Origin of the sequence: Salipiger thiooxidans, from assembly GCF_900102075.1 — a bacterium.
GTDB classification, from domain to species: Bacteria; Pseudomonadota; Alphaproteobacteria; order Rhodobacterales; family Rhodobacteraceae; genus Salipiger; species Salipiger thiooxidans.
The window spans coordinates 1-22,447 of the sequence record NZ_FNAV01000018.1 but is presented as its reverse complement, the minus strand read 5'-3'; the positions used below and the strand labels follow the sequence as shown (position 1 = coordinate 22,447).

Annotated in this window: 27 protein-coding genes; 19 read left to right on the top strand and 8 right to left on the bottom strand. The window is 66.8% G+C overall.

Annotated features, from left to right (window positions below):
* Window positions 1–35: 35 nt before the first annotated feature.
* Window positions 36–1,328 (bottom strand): capsule polysaccharide biogenesis protein, encoded by a 1,293-nt coding sequence (locus BLQ77_RS22535; RefSeq protein ID WP_089963019.1) that lies wholly within the window; start codon window positions 1,326–1,328, stop codon window positions 36–38.
* Window positions 1,329–1,418: 90 nt separating this feature from the next.
* Here BLQ77_RS22535 and BLQ77_RS22530 point away from each other — a divergent pair, with 90 nt between their 5' ends.
* Window positions 1,419–2,006 (top strand): riboflavin synthase, encoded by a 588-nt coding sequence (locus BLQ77_RS22530; RefSeq protein WP_089963018.1) that lies wholly within the window; start codon window positions 1,419–1,421, stop codon window positions 2,004–2,006.
* A gap of 16 nt (window positions 2,007–2,022) precedes the next feature.
* Here the strand turns inward: BLQ77_RS22530 and BLQ77_RS22525 are convergent, their stop codons facing one another.
* The 3 genes from BLQ77_RS22525 to BLQ77_RS22515 form a co-directional block, all read right to left on the bottom strand.
* Window positions 2,023–3,081 (bottom strand): YeeE/YedE family protein, encoded by a 1,059-nt coding sequence (locus BLQ77_RS22525; RefSeq protein WP_008884545.1) that lies wholly within the window; start codon window positions 3,079–3,081, stop codon window positions 2,023–2,025.
* 113 nt (window positions 3,082–3,194) lie between these two features.
* Window positions 3,195–3,530 carry an ArsR/SmtB family transcription factor gene (locus tag BLQ77_RS22520; protein WP_040384218.1) on the bottom strand — a complete coding sequence of 112 codons (336 nt, stop codon included), beginning with the start codon at window positions 3,528–3,530 and terminating at the stop codon, window positions 3,195–3,197.
* A 5-nt stretch (window positions 3,531–3,535) separates the two neighbouring features.
* Window positions 3,536–3,943 carry a thioredoxin family protein gene (locus BLQ77_RS22515; protein ID WP_089963017.1) on the bottom strand — a complete coding sequence of 136 codons (408 nt, stop codon included), beginning with the start codon at window positions 3,941–3,943 and terminating at the stop codon, window positions 3,536–3,538.
* A gap of 74 nt (window positions 3,944–4,017) precedes the next feature.
* Here BLQ77_RS22515 and BLQ77_RS22510 point away from each other — a divergent pair, with 74 nt between their 5' ends.
* The 18 genes from BLQ77_RS22510 (at window position 4,018) to BLQ77_RS22425 (ending at window position 18,898) form a co-directional block, all read left to right on the top strand.
* The gene (locus tag BLQ77_RS22510; RefSeq protein ID WP_008883632.1) at window positions 4,018–4,755 is read left to right on the top strand and encodes a cytochrome c biogenesis CcdA family protein; all 738 of its coding nucleotides are present in this window, start codon (window positions 4,018–4,020) and stop codon (window positions 4,753–4,755) included.
* A 20-nt stretch (window positions 4,756–4,775) separates the two neighbouring features.
* Window positions 4,776–5,360 carry a thioredoxin family protein gene (locus tag BLQ77_RS22505; RefSeq protein WP_207545877.1) on the top strand — a complete coding sequence of 195 codons (585 nt, stop codon included), beginning with the start codon at window positions 4,776–4,778 and terminating at the stop codon, window positions 5,358–5,360.
* 145 nt (window positions 5,361–5,505) lie between these two features.
* Window positions 5,506–5,979, top strand: a complete 474-nt coding sequence (gene soxX, locus BLQ77_RS22500) for a sulfur oxidation c-type cytochrome SoxX (protein ID WP_008884149.1) — start codon at window positions 5,506–5,508, stop codon at window positions 5,977–5,979.
* Between the two features lie 39 nt (window positions 5,980–6,018).
* Window positions 6,019–6,438, top strand: a complete 420-nt coding sequence (soxY, locus tag BLQ77_RS22495) for a thiosulfate oxidation carrier protein SoxY (protein WP_089963016.1) — start codon at window positions 6,019–6,021, stop codon at window positions 6,436–6,438.
* 27 nt (window positions 6,439–6,465) lie between these two features.
* Window positions 6,466–6,795 carry a thiosulfate oxidation carrier complex protein SoxZ gene (soxZ, locus tag BLQ77_RS22490; protein WP_089963014.1) on the top strand — a complete coding sequence of 110 codons (330 nt, stop codon included), beginning with the start codon at window positions 6,466–6,468 and terminating at the stop codon, window positions 6,793–6,795.
* Between the two features lie 64 nt (window positions 6,796–6,859).
* Window positions 6,860–7,714: a sulfur oxidation c-type cytochrome SoxA gene (gene soxA / locus BLQ77_RS22485; RefSeq protein ID WP_175583523.1), complete on the top strand. Its 855-nt coding sequence runs from the start codon at window positions 6,860–6,862 to the stop codon at window positions 7,712–7,714.
* 97 nt (window positions 7,715–7,811) lie between these two features.
* Entirely contained in the window at window positions 7,812–9,509 is a 1,698-nt protein-coding gene (gene soxB, locus BLQ77_RS22480) for a thiosulfohydrolase SoxB (protein ID WP_089963013.1), read from the top strand.
* A 29-nt stretch (window positions 9,510–9,538) separates the two neighbouring features.
* The gene (soxC, locus tag BLQ77_RS22475) at window positions 9,539–10,816 is read left to right on the top strand and encodes a sulfite dehydrogenase (RefSeq protein ID WP_008883974.1); all 1,278 of its coding nucleotides are present in this window, start codon (window positions 9,539–9,541) and stop codon (window positions 10,814–10,816) included.
* Complete coding sequence (locus tag BLQ77_RS22470; protein ID WP_089963011.1) at window positions 10,800–12,017, top strand: c-type cytochrome; 1,218 nt, start codon at window positions 10,800–10,802, stop codon at window positions 12,015–12,017. The genes soxC and BLQ77_RS22470 overlap by 17 nt, the downstream gene beginning before the upstream one ends.
* Before the next feature lie 725 nt (window positions 12,018–12,742).
* On the top strand, window positions 12,743–13,318 hold the full coding sequence (locus BLQ77_RS22465) for a hypothetical protein (RefSeq protein ID WP_089963009.1): 576 nt from the start codon (window positions 12,743–12,745) through the stop codon (window positions 13,316–13,318).
* Between the two features lie 126 nt (window positions 13,319–13,444).
* Entirely contained in the window at window positions 13,445–13,972 is a 528-nt protein-coding gene (locus BLQ77_RS22460) for a hypothetical protein (protein ID WP_089963008.1), read from the top strand.
* 141 nt (window positions 13,973–14,113) lie between these two features.
* Window positions 14,114–15,034, top strand: coding sequence for a cation diffusion facilitator family transporter (locus BLQ77_RS22455; protein ID WP_089963006.1), 921 nt, complete (start codon window positions 14,114–14,116; stop codon window positions 15,032–15,034).
* Window positions 15,035–15,142: 108 nt separating this feature from the next.
* On the top strand, window positions 15,143–15,775 hold the full coding sequence (locus BLQ77_RS22450) for an ATP-dependent Clp protease proteolytic subunit (protein ID WP_008885278.1): 633 nt from the start codon (window positions 15,143–15,145) through the stop codon (window positions 15,773–15,775).
* A 152-nt stretch (window positions 15,776–15,927) separates the two neighbouring features.
* Window positions 15,928–17,193 (top strand): ATP-dependent Clp protease ATP-binding subunit ClpX, encoded by a 1,266-nt coding sequence (gene clpX / locus BLQ77_RS22445; protein WP_089963004.1) that lies wholly within the window; start codon window positions 15,928–15,930, stop codon window positions 17,191–17,193.
* Between the two features lie 63 nt (window positions 17,194–17,256).
* Window positions 17,257–17,622 carry a RidA family protein gene (locus tag BLQ77_RS22440; protein ID WP_008884747.1) on the top strand — a complete coding sequence of 122 codons (366 nt, stop codon included), beginning with the start codon at window positions 17,257–17,259 and terminating at the stop codon, window positions 17,620–17,622.
* An 85-nt stretch (window positions 17,623–17,707) separates the two neighbouring features.
* Complete coding sequence (locus BLQ77_RS22435; protein ID WP_089963002.1) at window positions 17,708–18,091, top strand: NADH:ubiquinone oxidoreductase subunit NDUFA12; 384 nt, start codon at window positions 17,708–17,710, stop codon at window positions 18,089–18,091.
* A gap of 4 nt (window positions 18,092–18,095) precedes the next feature.
* Complete coding sequence (mlaD, locus tag BLQ77_RS22430) at window positions 18,096–18,542, top strand: outer membrane lipid asymmetry maintenance protein MlaD (RefSeq protein WP_089963000.1); 447 nt, start codon at window positions 18,096–18,098, stop codon at window positions 18,540–18,542.
* A complete protein-coding gene (locus tag BLQ77_RS22425) occupies window positions 18,539–18,898 on the top strand; it encodes a DUF2155 domain-containing protein (protein ID WP_008884503.1) in 360 nt (119 codons plus the stop codon). Before mlaD ends, BLQ77_RS22425 begins: the two co-directional genes overlap by 4 nt.
* Here BLQ77_RS22425 and aat read toward each other — a convergent pair.
* The 4 genes from aat to BLQ77_RS22405 all read right to left on the bottom strand — a co-directional run bounded on the left by aat (window position 18,862) and on the right by BLQ77_RS22405 (window position 22,056).
* A complete protein-coding gene (gene aat / locus BLQ77_RS22420) occupies window positions 18,862–19,497 on the bottom strand; it encodes a leucyl/phenylalanyl-tRNA--protein transferase (protein WP_089962999.1) in 636 nt (211 codons plus the stop codon). The genes BLQ77_RS22425 and aat overlap by 37 nt on opposite strands.
* Before the next feature lie 49 nt (window positions 19,498–19,546).
* A complete protein-coding gene (gene accC / locus BLQ77_RS22415) occupies window positions 19,547–20,902 on the bottom strand; it encodes an acetyl-CoA carboxylase biotin carboxylase subunit (protein WP_089962997.1) in 1,356 nt (451 codons plus the stop codon).
* A gap of 10 nt (window positions 20,903–20,912) precedes the next feature.
* The gene (gene accB, locus BLQ77_RS22410) at window positions 20,913–21,407 is read right to left on the bottom strand and encodes an acetyl-CoA carboxylase biotin carboxyl carrier protein (protein WP_089962995.1); all 495 of its coding nucleotides are present in this window, start codon (window positions 21,405–21,407) and stop codon (window positions 20,913–20,915) included.
* A 232-nt stretch (window positions 21,408–21,639) separates the two neighbouring features.
* Entirely contained in the window at window positions 21,640–22,056 is a 417-nt protein-coding gene (locus BLQ77_RS22405) for an outer membrane protein, OmpA family (protein ID WP_008885042.1), read from the bottom strand.
* Window positions 22,057–22,447: the final 391 nt, after the last annotated feature.

Sequence of the window (22,447 nt, the reverse complement as noted above, 5' to 3'; positions counted from 1 at the left end):
CGGGCTTCAAAAGCGAGTCTGGCGGGCTGGCGCTGTCATTGGACGAGGCGTAACTGTTGCCGTGGGGCCGCGGTGCCGTGACGCAGGGCATCGTAGGGATCGTCGGCGGCAAGCATCATGTCGACCACCAGCCGCAGCAGCTGGCGGCGCCCGCGGGATGAGTAGAAACCTCCGGAAATCTGGCTGGTTTCAAGCAGGTAGCGCCGATAGTCCCGGTAGGCACGGTTATCTGGCCGCGACGGCTGCGCGAAGAAGGCCTGTAGCGGCTGGTCTGACACGAACTCGGGCTTGCCGTAGACCGCGGCGCCGAAGACGCGCAGCGGGATGCCGCGCCAGAGCACCTGCTGCCCGGCGGTGGAGTTGACCGTGACGGCGCTGCGGGCATCGTTTAGCAGTGCCGCGAGCTTGCCGCCGGGGGCGAAATGCACCCGCTCGGAGATGCCCAGCCGCCGCGCCGCCTCGCGGATCGCGCGCCGCACGGGCGCGCGGCCGTCCTCGAGGGGGTGGGCCTTGAACACGAGGTGGTGGTGCGTCGGCGCGCCCTTGGCGAAGCCCTCTATCACCATCTCGACGAACTCGGTCATCGAAGCGAAGGGCGAATGCTCGCGGAAGCTCGAGTCGTGCTCGAGTTGCAGCAGCACGAGGTGATAGGGAAAGCCGCCGCGCCGGATGCGACGGGTCACGGCAAGTCGCTCGGCCCGGTGCAGGGGCATCAGCAGCAACCGCTTGGCGTAGAGCTGGAACTCCTGCGCGACGGTTTGCTGCCGGTGCGGGCGGAAGCTGCGGTAACCGCCGTTCCGGAACATCACGAACCAGTGGTAGAGCGCGCCGTAGAAGACGTGCTGGCGCATGTCGCCCCAGTGCCCGGGCGGCAGCGGCGCCTCCATGTCGGACTGTTCGAGCGCCGCGCGCATCTCGTCGATCCCCATGCGCATCAGCCGTGAGTGGCCGTTGGCGCCGTCGCGCTCGTAGGTCACCCAGTAGGGCCGCATGTAGCCTTCCTCGAAGACATGCACCGCGAGGCCACGCGCCTTGGCGGCGGTCACCGCCTCGGCATGGATGCGGCGGGTGTCGCCGTAGAGCACGATGTCGGTGACGCCCTTCCCGGTGAGCAGGGCCTCGAGCGTCTCGGGCCAGCTGTCGGGCGTGCCGGTGAAGGGGATGTAGCTTGGGGCGTCGAACCAGAAGGCGCGGTCGCCTGCATTGAAGCCCACGCGCCACACCTCTGCCCCCGCCTTGCGCAGCATCGCGCCAAGCCGGTGAAAGAACGGGCCATGCGGGCCCTGCAGGAACAAAAAGACACGGGGGGATGCGGTTGCCTTGGTCATGACGCCCCGGTAATGGTTACGCGACGCTTCAGGGTTAGCGACGTTTTCCGGCAGAAATAAGGCCCGAAGTGGCGGGTCAGGAGGTAGTGGATGTTCACTGGCATCGTGACGGACATGGGCGAGATCAGGGCCCTGCAGCAGGCGGGCGACCTGACGGCGCGCATCGGCACCTCCTACGACACCGCCGGCATCGACCTTGGCGCCTCGATCGCCTGCGACGGTGTCTGCCTGACGGTGGTCGACCTCGGTGACGACTGGTTCGAGGTCCAGATCAGTGCCGAGACTCTGTCGAAGACCAACCTCGGGTCCTGGGCCGAGGGGCGCCGGATCAACCTCGAGCGCGCGCTGCGCGTCGGCGACGAGCTTGGAGGGCACATCGTCTCGGGTCACGTCGACGGGCTGGCCGAGGTGATCTCGATCGCCGACGAGGGGGATTCCACCCGCATCCAGTTCCGGGCGCCGGACGCGCTCGCGAAGTTCATCGCGCCCAAGGGCTCGGTGGCACTGAACGGCACGTCGCTGACCGTGAACGAGGTGCAGGGCGCGGTGTTCGGGATCAACGTGATCCCGCACACCAAGGACGCCACGACCTGGGGCCAGGTCGCGGAGGGCGACAAGGTGAACCTCGAGATCGACACCATGGCCCGCTACGTGGCGCGCCTCGCCGAGATGAGCTGAGGCCGGCGCGAGCGGCCTATTCCGCCGGCTGGAAGCCGACGATGAGCTGGCGCAGCCCGACGGCGGCGCCGGCGAAGATCGCCACCATCGTGACCGGGGCCGAGTAGGCCAGCACCGACAGCGCCGAGAGGCCCTGTCCGATGGTGCAGCCCATGGCCACCACGGCGCCCGCGCCCATCAGGGCTGCGCCCACGATCTGGCGGCGCAGCTCGCGCGGGTCCTCGCAGGCCTCCCAGCGGAAATGGCCCTTGATCAGCGAGCCCGCGAAGGCGCCGGCCCAGACGCCCGCGACCGAGCCCACGGCGAAGGAAACGGGCCGCACCGATCCGGTCATCCACCAGAGCAGCGACTCGCCCAGCGGCGCGGCAAAGCTGTGCGACACCACCGGCAGCGCCTCGAAGCCGTGGCGTGCCACCCAGGCGGTGCCCCCCCAGCCAAGCACCACGCCGAGACCCACCATCGCGGCCCAGAAGATCTGCGCCGGGCGGCGCCACAGCGCGCGGGAGGCCAGCGACACGCCAAGCAGCACGAGGCCGGTCGCCATGCCGACGACGCTGGGCGAGAGGCCGGTCAGGGCCCCGAGCTCGTGGGCGATGCCGGGCGGGGTGGAGGCCACGACCTCCTGCTGGCTGAAGAGCATGGCGCGCAACGGTGCCAGCGGGCCCGCCAGCACCACGAAGGTCGAGACGCCCATCACCAGCACGATCACGAAGCTCCGGAGGTCGCCGCCGCCCAGCCGCGCGATGGCGCCGAAACCGCAGTTGCCCGCCAGCGCCATGCCGTAGCCGAAGCAAAGCCCGCCCAGCACCGAGGCCAGCGGCATCCAGCGGATCGACAGGTAATAGCTGTCGCGCCCGTCGAAGAGCCCCGTTGCCATCAGGGCGAAGCTGCCGAAGATGGCGAGCCCGCCGGCAACGCCCCACATGCGCATCCGCAGGTCGGAGCCGCCGTAGAGCAGGTCCTCGATCGCGCCCAGCGTGCAGAAGCGCCCGAGCCGCGCCGCGAGTCCCAGCAGCATGCCGCTGCCGAGCCCGATCAGCGCGACAACGTGATGCTCGCTCAGAATGTCGAACATGATTTTCCTCCCGTGGCGCCCGAGGGGCGCCATGACGCGGGAGTATGCGCCGCGCAACGCATCTGCTCAAGCGAAAGCTTGAATATGTTTCTGGAGCAGCGGGAGAGGAAGTGTCAGTCTTCCTTGCAGAACAGCTCGTAGACGCACTCGAGCATTTTGCGCGGGCGGTCGTCCGCCAGCCGGTAGTAGATCGCCTTGCCATCGCGACGGGGCACCACGAGCCCTTCGAGCCGCAGCCGCGAGAGCTGCTGCGACACCGCCGCCTGCCGCGCCGAGAGCAGGTCCTCGAGCTCGGTCACCGATTTCTCGCCGGTGACGAGGTGGCACAGGATCATCAGCCGGCCCTCGTGGCTGATCGCCTTGAGGAAGGCCGAGGCTGCGGTTGCCTTCTCGACGATCTTGTCGAGCTCGTCATCGCTCATGTCTTCATGGATCACAGGCAGAGCCATGTTCATCACCCACCCTCCGGAGAGCTTGGCGGCATGTCGACAGCCGCGTCCGGATCGAAATTCGTGCTGTGCTCGAGCATCCGCGAGAGCAGTGGCCAGAAAAAATCTTCGCCCGGATACCCTTCGAGGCGGGCGAGTTCGCTTCCGTTGTCTACTAGAATGAACGTCGGGGTGAACAGGACTTTCCGCTCATAGGTGATGCCTTCGGGGGCGCCCTGTCGTAAATCTGCACGCAAAAGCGGCGCAAAACGGCCCTCGGTTGTGTTCGGATAGGCCGGAGCGATTTCCGCCTCCCATCGGGCGCAATAGGCGCAGCCGGGCTGGCTGACCATGACCAGCCGCACTTCGGCAATGGCCTGACCTGCGATCAGCGAGACCAGCGCTGCCGCCGCGAGGAGTGCTGAAGTTCTCATTCCACACCAATTGACGTATGTCCTTCGATCAACATAATATGAATAAGTGAATTATTCAAGTTGGGGGAGGCGCCGTGCTTGAGATGTCGTTTGCCGGCGCGGCGCTTGCCGGGCTGCTGAGCTTCTTCACGCCCTGTGTGCTGCCGATGGTGCCGTTCTATCTCTGCTACATGGCGGGGCTGTCGATGACGGAACTGCGCGGCGATCAGGATCTTGCGGCGGGGGCACAGCGGCGGCTGGTGCTGTCGGCGCTGTTCTTCGCCGCCGGCGTCACCACGATCTTCGTGCTGCTGGGCATGGGGGCGACCGCGGTGGGGCAGGCCTTCGCCGACTGGAAGCAGCCGCTGTCCTACGCGGCGGCGGCGCTTCTGCTGGTCTTCGGGCTGCATTTCCTCGGGGTGATCCGGGTGCCGCTGCTCTATCGCGAGGCGCGGCTCGAATCGAAGGCCGAGCCGACCACGGTGCTGGGCGCCTACCTGATGGGGCTCGCCTTCGGCTTCGGCTGGACCCCCTGCGTGGGGCCCGCGCTGGCGTCGATCCTGATGATCGCGTCGGGCATGGGCGACATCGGGCGCGGCGGGCTTCTGCTGCTGGTCTACGGCATCGGCATGACCGCCCCCTTCGTCGTCGCGGCGGTGTTCTCGGGGCCGTTCCTGCGCTGGACGGCGCGGCACCGGAGCAAGCTGCAATATGTCGAGAAACTGATGGGGGCGATGCTGATCGTATTTGCGATCCTCATTGCCACCGACAGCGTCAACATTATCGCTCAGTGGATGATCGACACGTTCCCGGGGTGGACGTCGCTCAGCTGAGGCAATCGTGGGAGGAGAAGATGAGGACTTGGATCGGAGCCGCGCTGGCCGTGGCGATGGCATTCCCGGCGTGGTCGGGCGTGGCCCAGATGGGCGACGACGGGCTCTACAAGGAGCCGTGGATGCGCGACACCTTCAAGGACCTGCGCGAGGATCTCGCCGAGGCCAACGCCGAGGGCAAGCGGCTGGTGCTCTTCGTCGAGCAGCGCGGCTGCATCTACTGCCACCAGATGCACGAGGAGGTGTTCTCGCTGCCCGATGTGTCGGAGTTCATCGAGGAGAACTTCTTCGTGGTGCAGATCAACCTCCACGGCGACACCGAGATCACCGATCTCGACGGAGAATCGCTGTCCGAGAAGCGGGCCACGCAGAAGTGGCGGGTGCTGTTCACGCCCAACATCATCTTCCTGCCCGAAGAGGTCCCCGAGGACAGCAGTGCCATAGAGGCGGCGGTGGCGGTGATGCCGGGCGCCTTCTCCAAGGGCACCACGCTCGACATGTTTACATGGGTCGCCGAGAAGCGCTACGAGCTTGATAACGGAGAGGATTTCCAACGCTACCACGCGCGCCGGATCCAGGAACGTGACGACGGAAACACCGACTGACCAGGCGCGCCGGAGAGCCCTCGGGAGAAACAATAATTCACGTCTGTGAATTTGTTGTTGCGTGTGCGGGGGCCGGTGCACTACGGTATTCTACAGCTACGGAGGAACGGCCCGCAGGGGCCGCGGAGCAGTCAAGGGAGGGAACATGAAGCTTACAGGGCTGACACTTGCGGGTGTGCTCGTTGCGGGCGCGGCACTCGCCAACGTCGTATCGCCGGACGAAGTGACGTTCGGCGAGTATGGCGAGGTCGAGGCCTCGCTGACCGGAAGCGACGGCGACGCCGAGAAGGGTCGCGAGATCTTTTCCGAGAAGTCGCAGGGGAACTGCGTTTCCTGCCACGCGCTTGCGGCGCTTCCCGACGTGCCCTTCCAGGGCGAGGTCGGGCCGGTGCTCGACGGCGTGGGGGGCTACCGTTCGGCGGCCGAGATCCGCGGCATCCTCGTCAACGCCAAGAAGACCTTCGAAGGCACGGTGATGCCGTCCTTCTACAAGACCAGCGGGTTCACCCGACCGGGTGACGGATACACCGGCAAGGCCCCCTCTGGTCCCATCGAACCGATCCTTTCGGCCCAGGACGTCGAGGACGTGGTCGCGTTTCTCATGACCCTGCAGGACTGACCCTGCGGCCGGACCCCAGATTTTAGGAGACACCCAGAGATGAACCTCACCCGACGCAAGACCCTGGCCCTTGGCGGCGCCGCCGCGCTGGCGGCCATGCTGCCCAAGGGGGCGGCCGCGGCCACATCGGAGGAATGGATCGCCGAGTTCACCGGCGGCGCCGACATGGCCGACAGCGGGCTCGAGCTGACCGCGCCCGAGATCGCCGAGAACGGCAACACCGTTCCGATCGAGGTCTCGGCCCCCGGCGCCTCCGAGATCCTCGTGCTGGCCACCGGCAACCCGACGCCCGGCGTTGCGAAGTTCACCTTCGGCGCGCTGGCCGCGTCGCAATACGCATCGACCCGCATCCGGCTTGCCGGAACTCAGGACGTCGTCGCCATCGCCAAGCTTGCCGACGGCACCTTCGCCAAGGCCAGCAAGACCGTCAAAGTGACCATCGGCGGCTGCGGCGGCTGATCGACTTAATCCCAGGAGACACAGAACATGGCAGACGGCGTCAAGCCCCGCGTCAAGGTCCCGAGCAAGGCGGCCGCCGGTGAGGCGATCACCATCAAGACCCTGATCAGCCACCCGATGGAATCGGGTCAGCGTAAGGACAGCTCGGGCAACGTGATCCCGCGCTCGATCATCAACCGCTTCACCTGCGAGTTCAACGGCGAGAGCGTGATCGACATAACCATGGAGCCGGCGATCTCGACCAACCCCTACTTCGAATTCGAGGCCACTGTGCCCGAAGCGGGCGAGTTCAAGTTCACTTGGTACGATGACGACGGGTCGGTCTACAAGGACAGCAAGAAGATCGAGATCGGCTGAGCGAGGAGGAGGTTGCCCTGATCCGCAGAGCTGCGGGCCGGGGTTTTTCAGGGAGGGAACCTACATGCTTTTCAGGACGATGACGGTTGCGGCCGCCATGCTGGCCCTGACCGCCCCGATGTCGGCGGCCGGCGGCGCGGACGATGACGTTCTGGTCATCAACGAGGACATCGAGATCACCACCAAGGCAGCGGCCTCGCCGCTTCTCGACGGGCATCTCGACGAGGTGATCTCGGGCTGGCACTTCCGCGACGACGACACCCAGGCGATGGAGATGGACGACTTCGACAACCCCGGCATGATCTTTGTCGATCAGGCCATCGAGGTCTGGAACACCGCCGAGGGCTCCGAGGGAAAGTCCTGCGCCGATTGCCACGGCGCCCCCGAGGAGATGGCGGGCGTCCGGGCGGTCTATCCGAAGTGGAACGAGGACGCGGGCGAGGTCCGCACGATGCAGATGCAGATCAACTCGTGCCGCACCGAGCGCATGGGGGCCGAGGCGTGGAAATACGACGCCGCGCCCGCGATCAACATGGAGGCACTGCTGGCCTCGGTGTCGCGCGGGATGCCGGTCAACGTCGCCACCGACGGTCCCGCCGCCGAAACGTGGGAAAAGGGCAAGGAGATGTACTACACCCGCTACGGGTTGCTGGAGCTCTCCTGTGCCAACTGCCACGAGCAGAACTATGGCAACTACATCCGCGCCGATCACCTGTCCCAGGGCCAGATCAATGCCTTCCCGGCCTACCGCCTGAAGAACGCCAAGCTCAACGGCGTGCATGACCGCTTCAAGGGCTGCATCCGCGACACCCGCGCCGAGACCTTCTCGCCGGGCTCGCCCGAGTTCGTCGCGCTCGAACTCTATGTCGCCTCGCGCGGCAACGGGCTCGATGTCGAAGGCCCCTCGGTCCGCAACTGACCCATCGCCCCCGTGCGTGAGGACGCGCGGGGGTTTCCTTCCTTAATCAATTCACACATGCGAATGTGTGTCGCGATCCAGACGAAAGATCCCTCCCATGATCTCACGACGCGATTTCCTCCAGGTGTCCATGGCCGCGTCGGCGCTCTACGGCGCCAGCGGCTTCGGCAACTGGGCGCGGCTGGCCGCGCAGCAGAGCCTGACGCAGGACCAGCTCTTGCAATTCGACACTTTCGGCAACGTCTCGCTGATCCACGTCACCGACATCCACGCGCAGCTCAAGCCGATCTATTTCCGCGAGCCCGAGGTGAACATCGGCGTCGGCGGCAACAAGGGCGAGGTGCCGCACGTGACCGGCGCCGATTTCCGCAGGCTCTACGGCATCGAGGACGGTTCGCCCTCAGCCTACGCGCTGACCTGGAACGATTTCTCCTCGCTGGCGAAGAGCTACGGCAAGGTCGGCGGGCTCGACCGCGTGGCGACCGTCATCAACGCCATCCGCGCCGACCGGCCCGACGCCATCCTGCTCGACGGAGGCGACACGTGGCATGGCTCGATGACCTGCTTCAAGACCGCGGGTCAGGACATGGTCAACGTCATGAACGCGCTGAAGCCCGATGCCATGACCTTCCACTGGGAATTCACGCTGGGCTCTGAACGGGTCAACGAGATCGTCGAGGGGCTGCCCTTTGCGGCGCTCGGCCAGAACATCTTCGACGCCGAGTGGGACGAGCCGGCCGAGCTCTTCAAGCCCTACGAGTTCTTCGAGCGCGGCGGCGTGAAGGTCGCTGTCATCGGCCAGGCCTTCCCCTACATGCCCATCGCAAACCCGCGCTGGATGTTCCCCGAGTACAGCTTCGGCATCCGCGACGAGCACATGCAGGAGATGGTCGACGAGGTGCGCGGCATGGGCGCCGAGCTGGTCGTCTGCCTCAGCCACAACGGCTTCGACGTCGACAAGAAGATGGCGGGCATCGTCAAGGGCATCGACGTGATCCTCTCGGGACACACCCATGACGCGCTGCCGGAGCCGGTGCTGGTGGGCGAGACGATCATCGTGGCGTCGGGATCCAACGGCAAGTTCGTGAGCCGTGTCGATCTCGACGTGCGCGACGGCCGCATGATGGGCTTCCGCCACAAGCTGATCCCGATCTTCTCGGACGTCATCACCCCGGACCCGGAGGTCGCAAGCCTGATCGACGAGCAGCGCGCGCCCTATGCCGCCGAACTGGAGGAGGTCATCGGCCACACCGACGACCTGCTGTATCGCCGCGGCAACTTCAACGGCTCGTGGGACGACCTGATCTGCGACGCGCTGCTCTCCGAGCGCGAGGCCGATATCGCCATGTCGCCGGGCGTGCGCTGGGGGCCGTCGCTGCTGCCGGGCGACCCGATCACCCGCGAGGACATCTGGAACGTCACCTCGATGACCTATGGCGAGGCCTACCGCACCGAGATGACCGGCGAGTTCATCAAGGTGATCCTCGAGGACGTGGCCGACAACATCTTCAACCCCGATCCCTACTACCAGCAGGGCGGGGACATGGTCCGCATCGGCGGCATGGGCTACCGCATCGATATCACCAAGCCGCAGGGCGAGCGCATTTCCGAGATGACGCTGCTCAAGACCGGGGAGGCCATCGACGCGGCCAAGACCTATGTCGTCGCCGGCTGGGCCTCGGTCAACGAGGGCACCGAGGGCCCGCCGATCTGGGACGTGGTGGAAAACCACATCCGCCGGCAGGGCACGGTGAGCCTCTCTCCCAATACCAGTGTCGAGGTGGTGGGCGCCTGAGCCCGCCGCGCATCTACAGGAGATCAACCATGACGACTGACAAGACAGGCCCCTCCGCCTCGCGTCGCCAGTTCCTGACGGGCGCGGCCGCCATTGGCGCCGGCACCGTCGCGGCGACCGTGGCGCGGGCGGCGGAACCCGATCCGCTGATCACCGAGGTCCAGAGCTGGGCCAGCAGCTTCGGCGACGGCGTCGATGCCACGCCCTACGGGTTGCCGATCAAGTTCGAGGATGACGTGATCCGCCGCAACGTGGAGTGGCTGACCGCCGACACCATCTCGTCGATCAACTTCACCCCGATCCATGCGCTCGACGGCACCATCACCCCGGCGGGCTGCGCCTTCGAGCGGCACCACTCGGGCGCCATCGAGCTCAGCAAGGACGACTATCGGCTGATGATAAACGGGCTCGTCGAGACGCCGATGGTCTTCACCTACGCCGATCTCGAGCGCTTCCCGCGCGAGAACCACGTCTATTTCCTCGAATGCGCGGCCAACACCGGCATGGAATGGGCGGGGGCGCAGCTCAACGGCGCGCAGTTCACCCATGGCATGATCCACAACATGGAATACTCCGGCATCCCGGTGCGCACCCTGCTGAACGAGGCGGGCTGGTCCGGCGAAGTCGAGGGCAAGTGGCTCTATGTCGAGGGCGCCGACGCCTCGTCCAACGGCCGCTCTATCCCGCTGGAGAAGGCGCTCGACGACTGCCTCGTGGCGATCAAGGCCAACGGCGAGGCGCTGCGCAAGGAGCACGGCTACCCGGCGCGCCTCGTGGTGCCCGGCTGGGAAGGCAACATGTGGGTCAAGTGGATCCGCCGCATGGAGATCATGGACGGTCCCGTCGAGAGCCGCGAGGAGACCTCGAAGTACACCGACACGCTGGCCGACGGCACCTCGCGCAAGTGGACCTGGGTGATGGACGCCAAGTCGGTGGTGACATCGCCGTCGCCGCAGGCCCCGATCACCCATGGCCACGGCCCGGTGGTGATCACCGGTATGGCCTGGACCGGCCACGGCAAGATCACCCGCGTCGATGTCTCCAAAGACGGCGGCAAGACGTGGGAGACCGCCCGTCTGGCCGCAGATTCCGGCGACAAGGCGCTGGTGCGCTTCTATCTCGACACCGAATGGAACGGCGAGGAATGGTTCCTGCAGAGCCGCGCCATGGACGAGACGGGTTATGTCCAGCCGACCAAGGCGCAACTGCGCGAGGTGCGCGGACTGAACTCGATTTATCACAACAACTGCATCCAGACCTGGTGGGTGAAGCCGAACGGTGAGGCCGAAAATGTCGAAGTCTCTTAAGCTCTACGGCGGGACGCTGCTTGGCACCGCTGCGGTCCTCACGCTGGCGGTGAACTTCGCCGACCGCAATATCGCGACGTTCCCCGAGAACCCGCACCGGGTGAGCGCGCTGGCCACGCCCGCGCCCGAGCCCGCTGCAGCGGGCGTCCTCGTGGGCGCCGCCACCGCCGCCACCGCCGACGCCGATGCCCGGCTTGGCCTCGGCCGCGCCGCGCTGCCCGAGGAGGTCGCCGCCTGGAACATGGACGTGAGCCCGGACGGCACCGGGCTTCCCGACGGCTCCGGCGACGTCGCCACCGGCGAGAGCGTCTTCGAGGAGAACTGCGCCGTCTGCCACGGCTCCTTCGCCGAGGGCGTCGACAACTGGCCCAAGCTCGCGGGCGGCGACGGCACGCTAGCCGACGACGATCCGCTGAAGACGGTGGGATCCTACTGGCCCCATCTTTCGACGGTCTGGGACTACGTGCACCGCTCCATGCCCTTCGGCAACGCGCAGACGCTGACCCCGGACGATGTCTACGCGATCACCGCCTACATCCTCTACTCGAACGATCTCGTGGACGACGAGTTTGTGCTCTCGAAGGACAATTTCGCCTCCTTCGAGATGCCCAACGCCGGCGGCTTCATCGTCGATGACCGGGCCGAGACCGAGTATCCGCAATGGCGCACCGAGCCCTGCATGGAAAACTGCAAGGAGAGCGTCGAGATCACCATGCGCGCCACCGTGCTCGACGTGACCCCGGACCACGGCGGAGACGATGCGGCCGCGGCGGCGGAAGAGGCCGCGGCACCGGCTCCCGAAGCGGCCGCAGAGGTCGCGGCAGCGCCCGAGGCCGCTCCGGCCGAGGCCCCGCAGGAGGCCGTCGAGGTCGCCGCGGCAGGCGAGGTCGACGCGGCGCTCGCTGCCGAGGGCGAGAAGGTCTTCCGCAAGTGCAAGGCCTGCCACCAGGTCGGCGACGGCGCCACCAACCGCACCGGCCCGCTGCTGAACGGCATCGTCGGGCGCGAGATCGGGGCGGTCGACGGCTTCAAGTACTCCTCCACGCTCGAGGGCATGTCCGGCGTCTGGGACAGCGACGCGCTGCATGGCTTCCTCGCCAATCCGCGCGGCTACGCGAAGGGCACCAAGATGGCCTTTGCGGGTCTCAAGAAGCCCGAGGACATCGACGCGGTGGTGGAATACCTGAAGACCTTCCCGTGACGCGCTGACCTGGCGCGACCTGAAATGACCTGACCACGCCGGCGCCTCTTCCCTGAGGCGCCGGTTTGCATTCCGCCCCGCCGGCCGCGCCCGCGCCCGGCTCGGGGCAGGGGACCCGGCTCCGGCGCTGGGCACTCCACCTTGCCGCCTTTCGCAAACACCATCGGCCGGAACACGGGCTCCGTGGCCGGCCCTTCCGCGTCTCCCGGCCCCGATAGGGTCAGGAATACCTCAATTGCGCCGCATGGTCCTTCGCGGGCAGGATAGGCTTGGGACCGCCAGACTTCGGTGGAGACCGTCATTTACCGGTCGCTTCCCGCCTGCATTTACCGCCGTCCCCGTGGCGGCACCCTGTCGGAGCATTTGAGCCATGACCTTTCGTTCAAGAGTTCTCTGGTTGTCCGGGCTGATTGCCCTTGCCGCGTCCTTCGGCCTGTTGCCGCGGGGCGAGGTCTCGGGTCCCATCAGGTCACCGGTTCCAAAGGCGGTGGCCTTCCGCCTCTGAGCCCCCGGCGCCAGTCTGTTCAATCGTGCCCGCCCCGTGTCCGGCCCGTCCATTCTGACGGTCCCCGGCGCGGGGCGGTGCACGTCAGCCGTCCTGTTTCCGGCGTGTGAAGTGCGTGGTGATTGGCATTCCCTCTCAGCATAACGTGGGCGGCGCGCGGGTAAGGAAATCTTCACAGGTCTGAAGAAGTCGTAAAGACGCGGCGTGTAGGCCCGTTGCCATGCAACGTCTCGTCCGAACGCTCCTTCTTCTCGCCCTGTGGCTCGTTATCGGCTGCACGCCGCCCCCGCCCGGAGGTCCGGCGCCCGCGACCGATGCGCAGCGTGCCGAGCTGGCGCTTGCCCTGCGCGCCATGAGCCCCGCCGTCGATGCCAATGAGGCAAGGCGGCTCGCGGACGTGGCCTTCGACCATCCGCTGCTGCTCGCCCGCGCATACGAGATCACCGACTCGCCCTTTGTTCACAACATCAAGGTCAATCGCGGCGAGAAGCCGCGCGGCCTCTGCTATCACTGGGCCGAGGACATGGAGACGCGGCTCCTGCAGGAAGAGTTCCGGACGCTGGCGATCCGCCGAGCCATCTCGCCCGTGCGCCCGGCGAACCCGTTCGAGCACAGCACCGTCGTCGCCACCCCGCCCGGCGCGCCGCTTTCGGTCGGGATCATCCTCGACCCGTGGCGCTTTGGCGGGGCGCTCTACTGGACCCCGGTGACCGAGGACACGGGCCACGACTGGCGCCCGCGCAACGAGGTGCTGCGCGAAAAGCAGCTGCGCCGGCTCGCCTTAGCCCCCCGCTGAGCGGGGGCACACGTTAACTGCCTGTTGGGAGCCCATGTGCGAGGCTTGCGCATGCGAAGCCCCATCGGTGCCCTACTTCTGCTCGTCGTCCTCCTTGCCTGCGCCCCGCCGGCGCAGGCCCCGACAATGTCGCGGCGCGATACACTGGTCTCGGGCGTCATGGCGCTGGGGCCGGGCGTCGACCGGGCCGAGGCGATGCGGCTCGCCGACCTGATCTACGGGCCCCCGACCCGCAGCACCGCCGCGGGCGATGCGCTGGTGCCGCTGCCCGCGCCGGGTTTCACCCCGACCGGAAACTCGGTGACCTTCGCCAATCCGCGGACCTGCCACACTCGCGCCTTCGCCCTGCAGTGGCGGCTCGCGGCCGAGCGCTCCCGCACGCTCGACATCCATCTCGCCTCCTCGCCGATGCGCAACATGATGCCCGTCGACCACAGCGCCGTCGTGGTCACCCGCACCGGGCAGCCGCTGCAGACCGGGCTTCTGCTCGACCCCTGCCTCGGCGAGGCGGAGATGCGGGTGAGGCCGGTCTCCGACGACGTCGGCGCGCGCTGGCAGACCGGGACCGAGCGGGCATGGGACCGGCATTTCGGGCGGCGCCCGTGGTATGCGAGGGCACCGTTCTCGGTCACCGTGCGGCCGGGCGCACCGTGACCGGCCTGCGGCATCGCTTGGGCTTGACCTTTCCAGGGCCGGCGGCACTTTCTGGGCGGACACGCCGCATCTGCGGATGCCGCGCCGCGCGGGCTGCGCTCTGCGCCCGTTCCCCGAAGGTCGCCCCGAAAGCCCAAGCCGATGCCACACGATCACCACCATCACCACCACCATGTCGATCCGGCCGCAGGGGACGGGCGCCTGATCGGGGCGATCGCGGTCAACCTGCTGCTCACCGTGGCACAGGTGGCGGGGGGCATCGTCTCGGGCAGCCTCGCGATGATCGCGGATGCGCTCCACAATTTCTCGGACGCCATCTCGCTGGTGATCGCGGCGGTGGCCCGCCGCATCGCCCGACGCCCGGCCAGCGCCGAAATGCCCTTCGGCTATGCCCGGGCCGAGGTGGTGGCGGCGCTCGTCAATTACACCACGCTCATCGTGATCGGGGTCTACCTCGTGGCCGAGGCGGTGATGCGTTTCCTCGAGCCCGAGCCGGTCCGCGGCTGGATCGTGGTCATCATCGCGGGCGTCGCGCTGGTCGTCGACCTCGTCACCGCGCTGCTGACCTGGAGCATGTCGAAGGACAGCGTCAACATCCGCGCGGCCTTCCTGCACAACGTCGCCGACGCGCTGGGCTCGGTCGCGGTGATCGTCGCGGGCACGGTGATCCTGCTCTTCGGCTGGACCTGGGTCGATCCCGCGGTGACGCTGCTCATCGCCGGCTACATCCTGTGGATGGCCTTCGCCGAGATCGGCAGCGTCATCCGCATCCTCATGCTGGGCAGCCCGCCGGACCTCGCGCCGCGCGAGGTCATCGACGAGGTGCTCAAGATCGAGGGCGTGGGCGGCCTGCACAAGGCCCACCTGTGGCAGATCGATGAACGCCGCGCCGCGCTGCAGGCCCATCTGGTGGTCGACGAGGGCGCCTGGGCCCGGGCCGACGCCATCAAGGGCGCCGTGAAGGAGCGCATGGAAACGCGCTTCGGGATCCACCAGGTGGTGCTCGAGATGGAATGCGCGCGGCACGCCTGCGCGACCCCGCAGGAGTGGGGCGACGGCTGAGGCGACATGCCAAAACGCGGGCAGACCCTTGCGGCTCCGGGGGGGCGATACTAAGAATCTGTTAAGACCGACAGGATAGGCATTTCAGGACGAAAGCAGGCAGGCGACATGAAAGACCCCTTTGACACCTATATGAACACGCTCGTTCCCATGGTGGTCGAGCAGACCAGCCGCGGCGAACGTGCCTACGACATCTTCTCGCGCTTGCTGAAGGAGCGGATCATCTTCGTCTCCGGGCCGGTGCACGACGGCATGTCGAGCCTCATCGTAGCGCAGCTTCTGCACCTCGAGGCCGAGAACCCGGCCAAGGAAATCTCGATGTACATCAACAGCCCGGGCGGCGTCGTGACGTCGGGGCTCTCGATCTACGACACCATGCAGTACATCAAGCCCAAGATCTCGACGCTGGTGATCGGCCAGGCCGCCTCCATGGGGTCGCTGCTGCTGACCGCGGGCGAGGCGGGCATGCGCTTCTCGCTGCCCAACAGCCGCATCATGGTCCACCAGCCCTCGGGCGGCTACCAGGGCCAGGCCACCGACATCATGATTCACGCCGAGGAGACGCTGAAGCTGAAGCGCCGCCTCAACGAAATCTACGTGCGTCACACCGGCCAGACCCTCGAAAAGGTCGAGGCAGCGCTCGAGCGTGACAACTTCATGTCGCCCGAGGATGCCAAGGAATGGGGCCTCATCGACGAGATCGTCGAAAGCCGCGGTGCCGCGGAAGCGAGCAAATCGTGATCAGGCGCCCCGCCGCCACGGCGCGGCGGGGCGTTTTTCGGATTGTAGAGCGCAGGGCTGTGCCCTAAGCTTTGCGGAATTGGCGAAGACGATGGGCCTTTGGCTGGCACTCCGGTTCAGCCTAGAGAGAAACAGGCCCCGAAAGGTGTGACATGGCGACGAACTCCGGCGGCGACAGCAAGAACACACTCTATTGCAGCTTCTGCGGCAAGAGCCAGCACGAGGTGCGGAAACTCATCGCCGGGCCGACGGTCTTCATTTGCGACGAATGCGTCGAGCTTTGCATGGACATCATCCGCGAAGAGACCAAGGGCGCTGGCCTGAAGTCTTCCGAGGGCGTGCCTTCCCCGCGTGAGATCTGCGATGTGCTCGACGACTACGTGATCGGCCAGATGATGGCGAAGCGCGTGCTCTCGGTGGCGGTGCACAACCACTACAAGCGGCTCAACCACTCGCAGAAGTCCTCGGACATCGAGCTTGCGAAGTCGAACATCCTGCTGATCGGCCCGACCGGCTGCGGCAAGACGCTGCTGGCGCAGACGCTGGCGCGCATCCTCGACGTGCCCTTCACCATGGCCGACGCCACGACCCTGACCGAGGCGGGCTATGTCGGCGAGGACGTCGAGAACATCATCCTGAAGCTGCTTCAGGCCAGCGAGTACAACGTCGAGCGGGCGCAGCGCGGCATCGTCTACATCGACGAGGTCGACAAGATCACCCGCAAGTCCGAGAACCCCTCGATCACCCGCGACGTGTCGGGCGAGGGCGTTCAGCAGGCGCTTCTGAAGCTGATGGAAGGCACCGTGGCGAGCGTTCCCCCGCAGGGCGGCCGCAAGCATCCGCAGCAGGAATTCCTGCAGGTGGACACCACGAACATCCTGTTCATCTGCGGTGGCGCCTTCGCCGGTCTCGACCGGATCATCGCGCAGCGCGGCAAGGGATCGGCCATGGGCTTCGGCGCCGATGTGCGCGAGCCCGATGAGCGCGGCACCGGCGAGGTGTTCAAGGATCTCGAGCCCGAGGATCTGCTGAAGTTCGGCCTGATCCCGGAATTCGTCGGCCGTCTGCCGGTCATCGCGACGCTCGAGGACCTCGACGAGGACGCGCTCGTGACGATTCTGACCCAGCCGAAGAACGCGCTGGTGAAGCAGTACCAGCGCCTCTTCGAGATGGAGGACACGCAGCTCAGCTTCACCGATGACGCGCTCTCGGCCATCGCCAAGCGCGCCATCGAGCGGAAGACCGGCGCCCGTGGCCTGCGGTCGATCCTCGAAGGCATCCTGCTCGACACCATGTTCGAGCTGCCGGGCATGGACGACGTGACCGAGGTTGTGGTGAACGAAGAGGCCGTGACCTCGGAGGCCAAGCCGCTGATGATCTACGCCGACCAGAAGAAGGAAGGCGCCTCAGCGGGCTGAGCCCCGGCGCAGGGAATTTCGAGAGGCGGGGGCAGTCCCCCGCCTTTTTCATGCGAGGACCACATGACCATCAAGAGAATCCACACGGGCAGCCCCTTCGAGGCCAAGATCGGCTATTGCCGCGCCGTCGTCGCCGGCGGCTTCGTGCATGTCGCCGGCACGGTCGGGCAGGGTGACACGGTCGAGGACCAGTGCCGCTCGGCGCTCGAGACCATCGGCAAGGCGCTGGCTGAGGCGGGCGCCAGCTTTGCCGACGCGGTGCGGGTGACCTACTACCTGCCAGACGCGGCCGAGTTCGAGCCCTGCTGGCCGATCCTCGTCGAGACCTTCGGGGCGAACCCGCCCGTCAGCACGATGATCGAGTGCAACCTGATCGACCCGAAATACCGGATCGAGATTGAGCTCACCACGCTGGCTCCCGCCGCGTAATCGCAGGCTTTTGCAGTGCCCCGCGCTGGACGCGGGGGCCGCAATTCGCCATAAGCGAAACAGGAAGATACTCGAGGAGTCGTCCATGGGCATTCTGAACTCGCTCCTGAAGGCCGTAACCTGGTGGAACGGTGCGACGCTCAACACGCTGATCTGGAGCAGCCGCCACGGCCAGCGGGTCGGCGAGGATGAGCAGGGCAACACCTTCTACCAGAACAAGGACGGCAGCCGCCGCTGGGTCATCTACAACGGCGAGATCGAGGCGAGCCGGGTCAACGCCGACTGGCACGGCTGGCTGCACCACACCTACGACGACCTGCCGACGGACAAGCCGCTGGCGCACAAGTCGTGGGAGAAGCCCCATATCGAGAACCTGACCGGCACGGCGCTGGCCTATGCGCCGCGCGGGTCGATCCGCCAGCCCAAGCCGATGCCGCGCTCGGACTACGAGGCCTGGAGCCCGGAATAACCTGATGACGACTTCCACGACAGAGGTGCTGGTCGGCGGCGCAGTGCTGGCGGCGGCCATCGCTTTCGGCGCCTATGCCGTGACGAGCACCGGGTTCAGCCTGACCGAGCACGGCTACCCGCTCACCGCCAGCTTCCGCTCGCTCGAGGGGATCACGGCGGGCAGCGACGTGCGGCTCGCGGGCGTGAAGGTCGGCACCGTGACCGGCATCTCGCTCAACCCCGAGACCTACCGCGCCGACATGGCGCTGAGCGTTCAGGACGGGGTCCAGATCCCCGACGACAGCGCCATCGTGATCTCGTCCGAAGGGCTGCTGGGCGGCAATTTCGTCGAGATCAGCCCCGGCGGTTCGATGTTTTACTACGAGGCCGGCGACGAGATCCTCGACACGCAGGGCTCGGTCAGCCTGATCTCGCTACTGCTGAAATACGTGGCCGGGGGCAACGAATGATCCGCGCGCTTGCGCTTTCCCTCTGCCTCTCGGCGACGGCGCTTTCTGCGCAGGAGGCAACCAGCAGTGGCTCCGGCGCCGTGCTGCGCGGGCTCGACAAGCTCACGGGGCGCGCCTCGGACATCGAGCTCGGGACCGGCCAGACCGCGCAGTTCGGGCGTATCGAGATTTCCCTCGCTGAATGCCGCTACCCGGTCGGCAACCAGGCGGGCGACGCCTTCGCCTTCCTCACCGTGCGCGAGGCCGGGCACCCGGACCCGGCGTTCCGCGGCTGGATGGTGGCCTCGTCCCCGGCGCTCAACGCGATGGATCACCAGCGCTACGACGTCTGGGTGTTGCGCTGCACCAGCTCGTGACCTGACCGCGCAAGCGGCGTCCCGCTGAAATCCGCCGTTCTCGTCAACGCATCCTGCAACCGCGCGCGGTAGTCCGTGCGGGTGATCTCGATGCCGCCCATCGACGCGAGATGCTCGGTCAGGAACTGGGTGTCGAACAGCGTGAACCCGGCCTCGCGCAGCAGGTCGAGCATCCAGCACAGCGCGATCTTCGACGCATCGCGGCGGCGCGAGAACATAGACTCACCGCAGAAGGCCGCCCCGATCTCTAGCCCGTAGATTCCGCCGGCAAGCTTGTCGTCCATCCAGACCTCGAGCGAATGGGCAAGGCCGCGCTCGTGCAGTTCAAGGAAGAGGGCGCGGATCTCCTGGTTGATCCAGGTCTCGCGCCGGTCGGCGCAGCCGTCGATGACACCGGCGAAATCCGCGTCGACGGTGATCCGGTAGTCGTCGCGGCGAAGTCTGCGGGCCATGCTGCGCGAGATGTGCAGCCCCCGGATCGGCAGGATCCCCCGCCGCCGCGGATCGACCCAGAACAGCTCCGGGTCGTCGCGGTGCTCGGCCATCGGGAAGATGCCCGAGCGATAGGCCTGAAGCAGGAGCTCCGGGGTGATGCTCATCCCCGGCACTCCGTGAGCGCCCGCGGCGTGTATCCGCGGTTCGCCCGTGTCATTTGGCCGAGAACGGGTCCGTTGCCAGCCACTTCTCGAGCCAGTGAATGTTGTAGTTGCCCGCGAGGATGTCTTCCTGCCCGAGAAGCGCGTGGAAGAGCGGGATTGTGGTGTCCACCCCGTCCACGATCAGCTCGCCCAGGGCCCGGTCGAGCCGTGCCAGCGCCTCGTTCCGATCGCGCCCCTTGACGATCAGCTTGCCGATGAGGCTGTCGTAGTAGGGCGGGATCGAATAGCCCTGATAGAGCGCGGAATCCATCCGCACGCCAAGTCCGCCCGGCGCGTGATACTGGGTGATCTTGCCGGGGCAGGGGGTGAAGTTCGGCAGCCGTTCGGCGTTGATCCGGACCTCGATGGCGTGGCCGTCGATGGTCAGGTCTTCCTGGGTGAACGACAGCGGGTAGCCCTCGGCCACGCGGATCTGTTCGCGCACCAGGTCCACGCCGAAGATCGCCTCGGTCACCGGGTGCTCCACCTGCAGGCGGGTGTTCATCTCGATGAAGTAGAACTCACCGTCCTCATAGAGGAACTCGACGGTGCCCGCGCCCGAGTAATTCAGGTCGGCGACCGCCTTGGCGCAGGTCGCACCGATGCGGTTGCGCTCTTCCTCGGTGATGCAGGGGCCGGGTGCCTCTTCGAAGACCTTCTGGTGGCGGCGCTGCAGCGAGCAGTCGCGCTCGCCGAGGTGCACCGCGTTGCCCTTGCCGTCGCCGAAGACCTGGATCTCGATGTGGCGCGGCTTCTGAAGGTACTTCTCGATGTAGACCTCGTCGTTGCCGAAGGCCGCCTTGGCCTCGGCCCGCGCGGTCTGGAAGGCGCGCTCCATCTCGGCTTCGCTGGTGGCGACCTTCATGCCGCGACCGCCACCGCCGGCGGTGGCCTTGATGATCACCGGGTAGCCGAATTCGGCGCCGATCTTCTTGGCCGAGTCGACGTCGGGAACGCCGCCGTCAGAGCCGGGCACGCAGGGCACGCCGAGCGCCTTCATCGTGTCCTTGGCGGTGATCTTGTCGCCCATGACGCGGATGTGCTCGGCCGAGGGGCCGATGAAGGTGAGGTCGTGGTCCTCGACCATCTGCACGAAGCGTGCGTTCTCGGAGAGGAAACCGTAGCCCGGGTGGATCGCCTGGGCGCCGGTCACTTCGCAGGCCGAGATGATGGCGAGCGGCGACAGGTAGCTGTCGGTCGAGGGCGCGGGGCCGATGCAGATGGTCTCGTCGGCCATGCGCACGTGCATGGCGTCGGCATCTGCGGTCGAATGAACGGCCACGGTGCTGATGCCCATTTCGCGGCAGGCGCGTATGACGCGCAGCGCGATCTCGCCTCGGTTGGCGATGAGGATCTTGTCGAACATGGTCCGCCCCTTACTCGAGGATGACCAGCGGCGCGCCGTATTCGACTGGAGCGCCGTCCTCGACGAGGATGCGCTTCACGGTGCCAGCGCGCGGTGCGGGGATGTGGTTCATGGTCTTCATCGCCTCGACGATCACCAGCGTGTCGCCCTCGCGCACCTGCTGTCCGACCGCGATGAACGACGGTGCGCCGGGTTCCGGCTGCATGTAGACCGTGCCGACCATCGGCGAGGTCACGGCGCCGGGATGCGCTGCGGGGTCCTCGGGGGCGGCTTCCGCGGCCGGGGCCGGGGCAGCTGCGGGGGCTGCGGCCATGGGCGCAGCCGGGACCGCGTATTGCGCCGGGGCGGGGGCGGCCTGCGGCTGGACGCGGCTCACGCGGACGTTGAGGCTGTCATCCTCGCCGTAGTCCCGCTTGACTTGAAGCTCGGTCAGGTCGTTATCCCGGAGCAGCTCGGCCAGGGCCTTGATGAAGGCCACGTCGGCTTCGTGGGTGTCTTTGCTCATGCAATCCTCGCCGGTAACAAGACGGGCCCATTGTTTTCCGGCCCATTGATTGCGCGCTTATAGGCCAAGCCTTTGCGCATGAAAAGCAAGCTGAGCCGGGAAAAGCATATGTCAAAGGGCATTTTTGACGCGGGGTCATGATCCGGCGAAACCGCATGCACGCGGGCCGGGAAACTCTCGTGGCACCCAGACGAATCGGTCGCGAGGGGCACCGCACCCTGGGCTGGCAGGCCTATGGGAGCGGTGCGAAAACGTTGTCGCGCGGGTAGCTGCCCTGCTCGCCGTAGGGCCGCGGGAGGGTGTCTGCCTCGACCCGAGGGGCGTCGGGCTGTTCCGGGCGATCCTCGGGTTCGGCCTCGGCAGAGCCGGGAAGCCGCGGGCGCCGATCGGCCTCGGCGGTGTCCTGCGTCTCTTCCGCGGGCTCGCTGCCCGTGGACGCGGCCTGTGCCTCGGCCTTTCGCGCCTCGTCGAGCAGTTTTTCGGCCTGTTTCTCGAGGATTGCCGAGATCTTGATCTGCATGATCGAGGGTGGGGCCACATGCTTGGACGGGTCCGGAAGGCCGGCGAGGCCTCTCCAGAAGTTGGTCGGCGGCTGGCCGCCGGTCCCCGGATCATTGCGCGACTGCGCCTGCTCCGCCACGGGCTGCACCTTGGTTTCGACGGGAGGTCCGTCGGGAACCGCGGGAAGGCCCTGTGGATGCCCGGTGGCCAAAGGTGCCACCGCGGGGGAAACACCTGGGAACTGCATGGAACTGCTCCATCAGATACTGTGCCCCCACGGATCAAGGCTACCACAGGAAACCGCGGTCGGCACCGGCGTCCGGAGAATTTTCAGCGTTTTTCACCTGCTTGGTAAATGCATCCTTGCGAGCCGCGCGGGGGGGGCGGGAACGCGGAACGGCCGCCCGAAGGCGGCCGTTCTTTGGTCCTAGAGGGCGGGTTTAGCCCTTGTTTGCGCGGTTTTCGATGAGGTCGTCGACGACGGAGGGGTCGGCGAGTGTGGAGGTGTCCCCGAGGGCGCCGTAGTCGTTTTCGGCGAT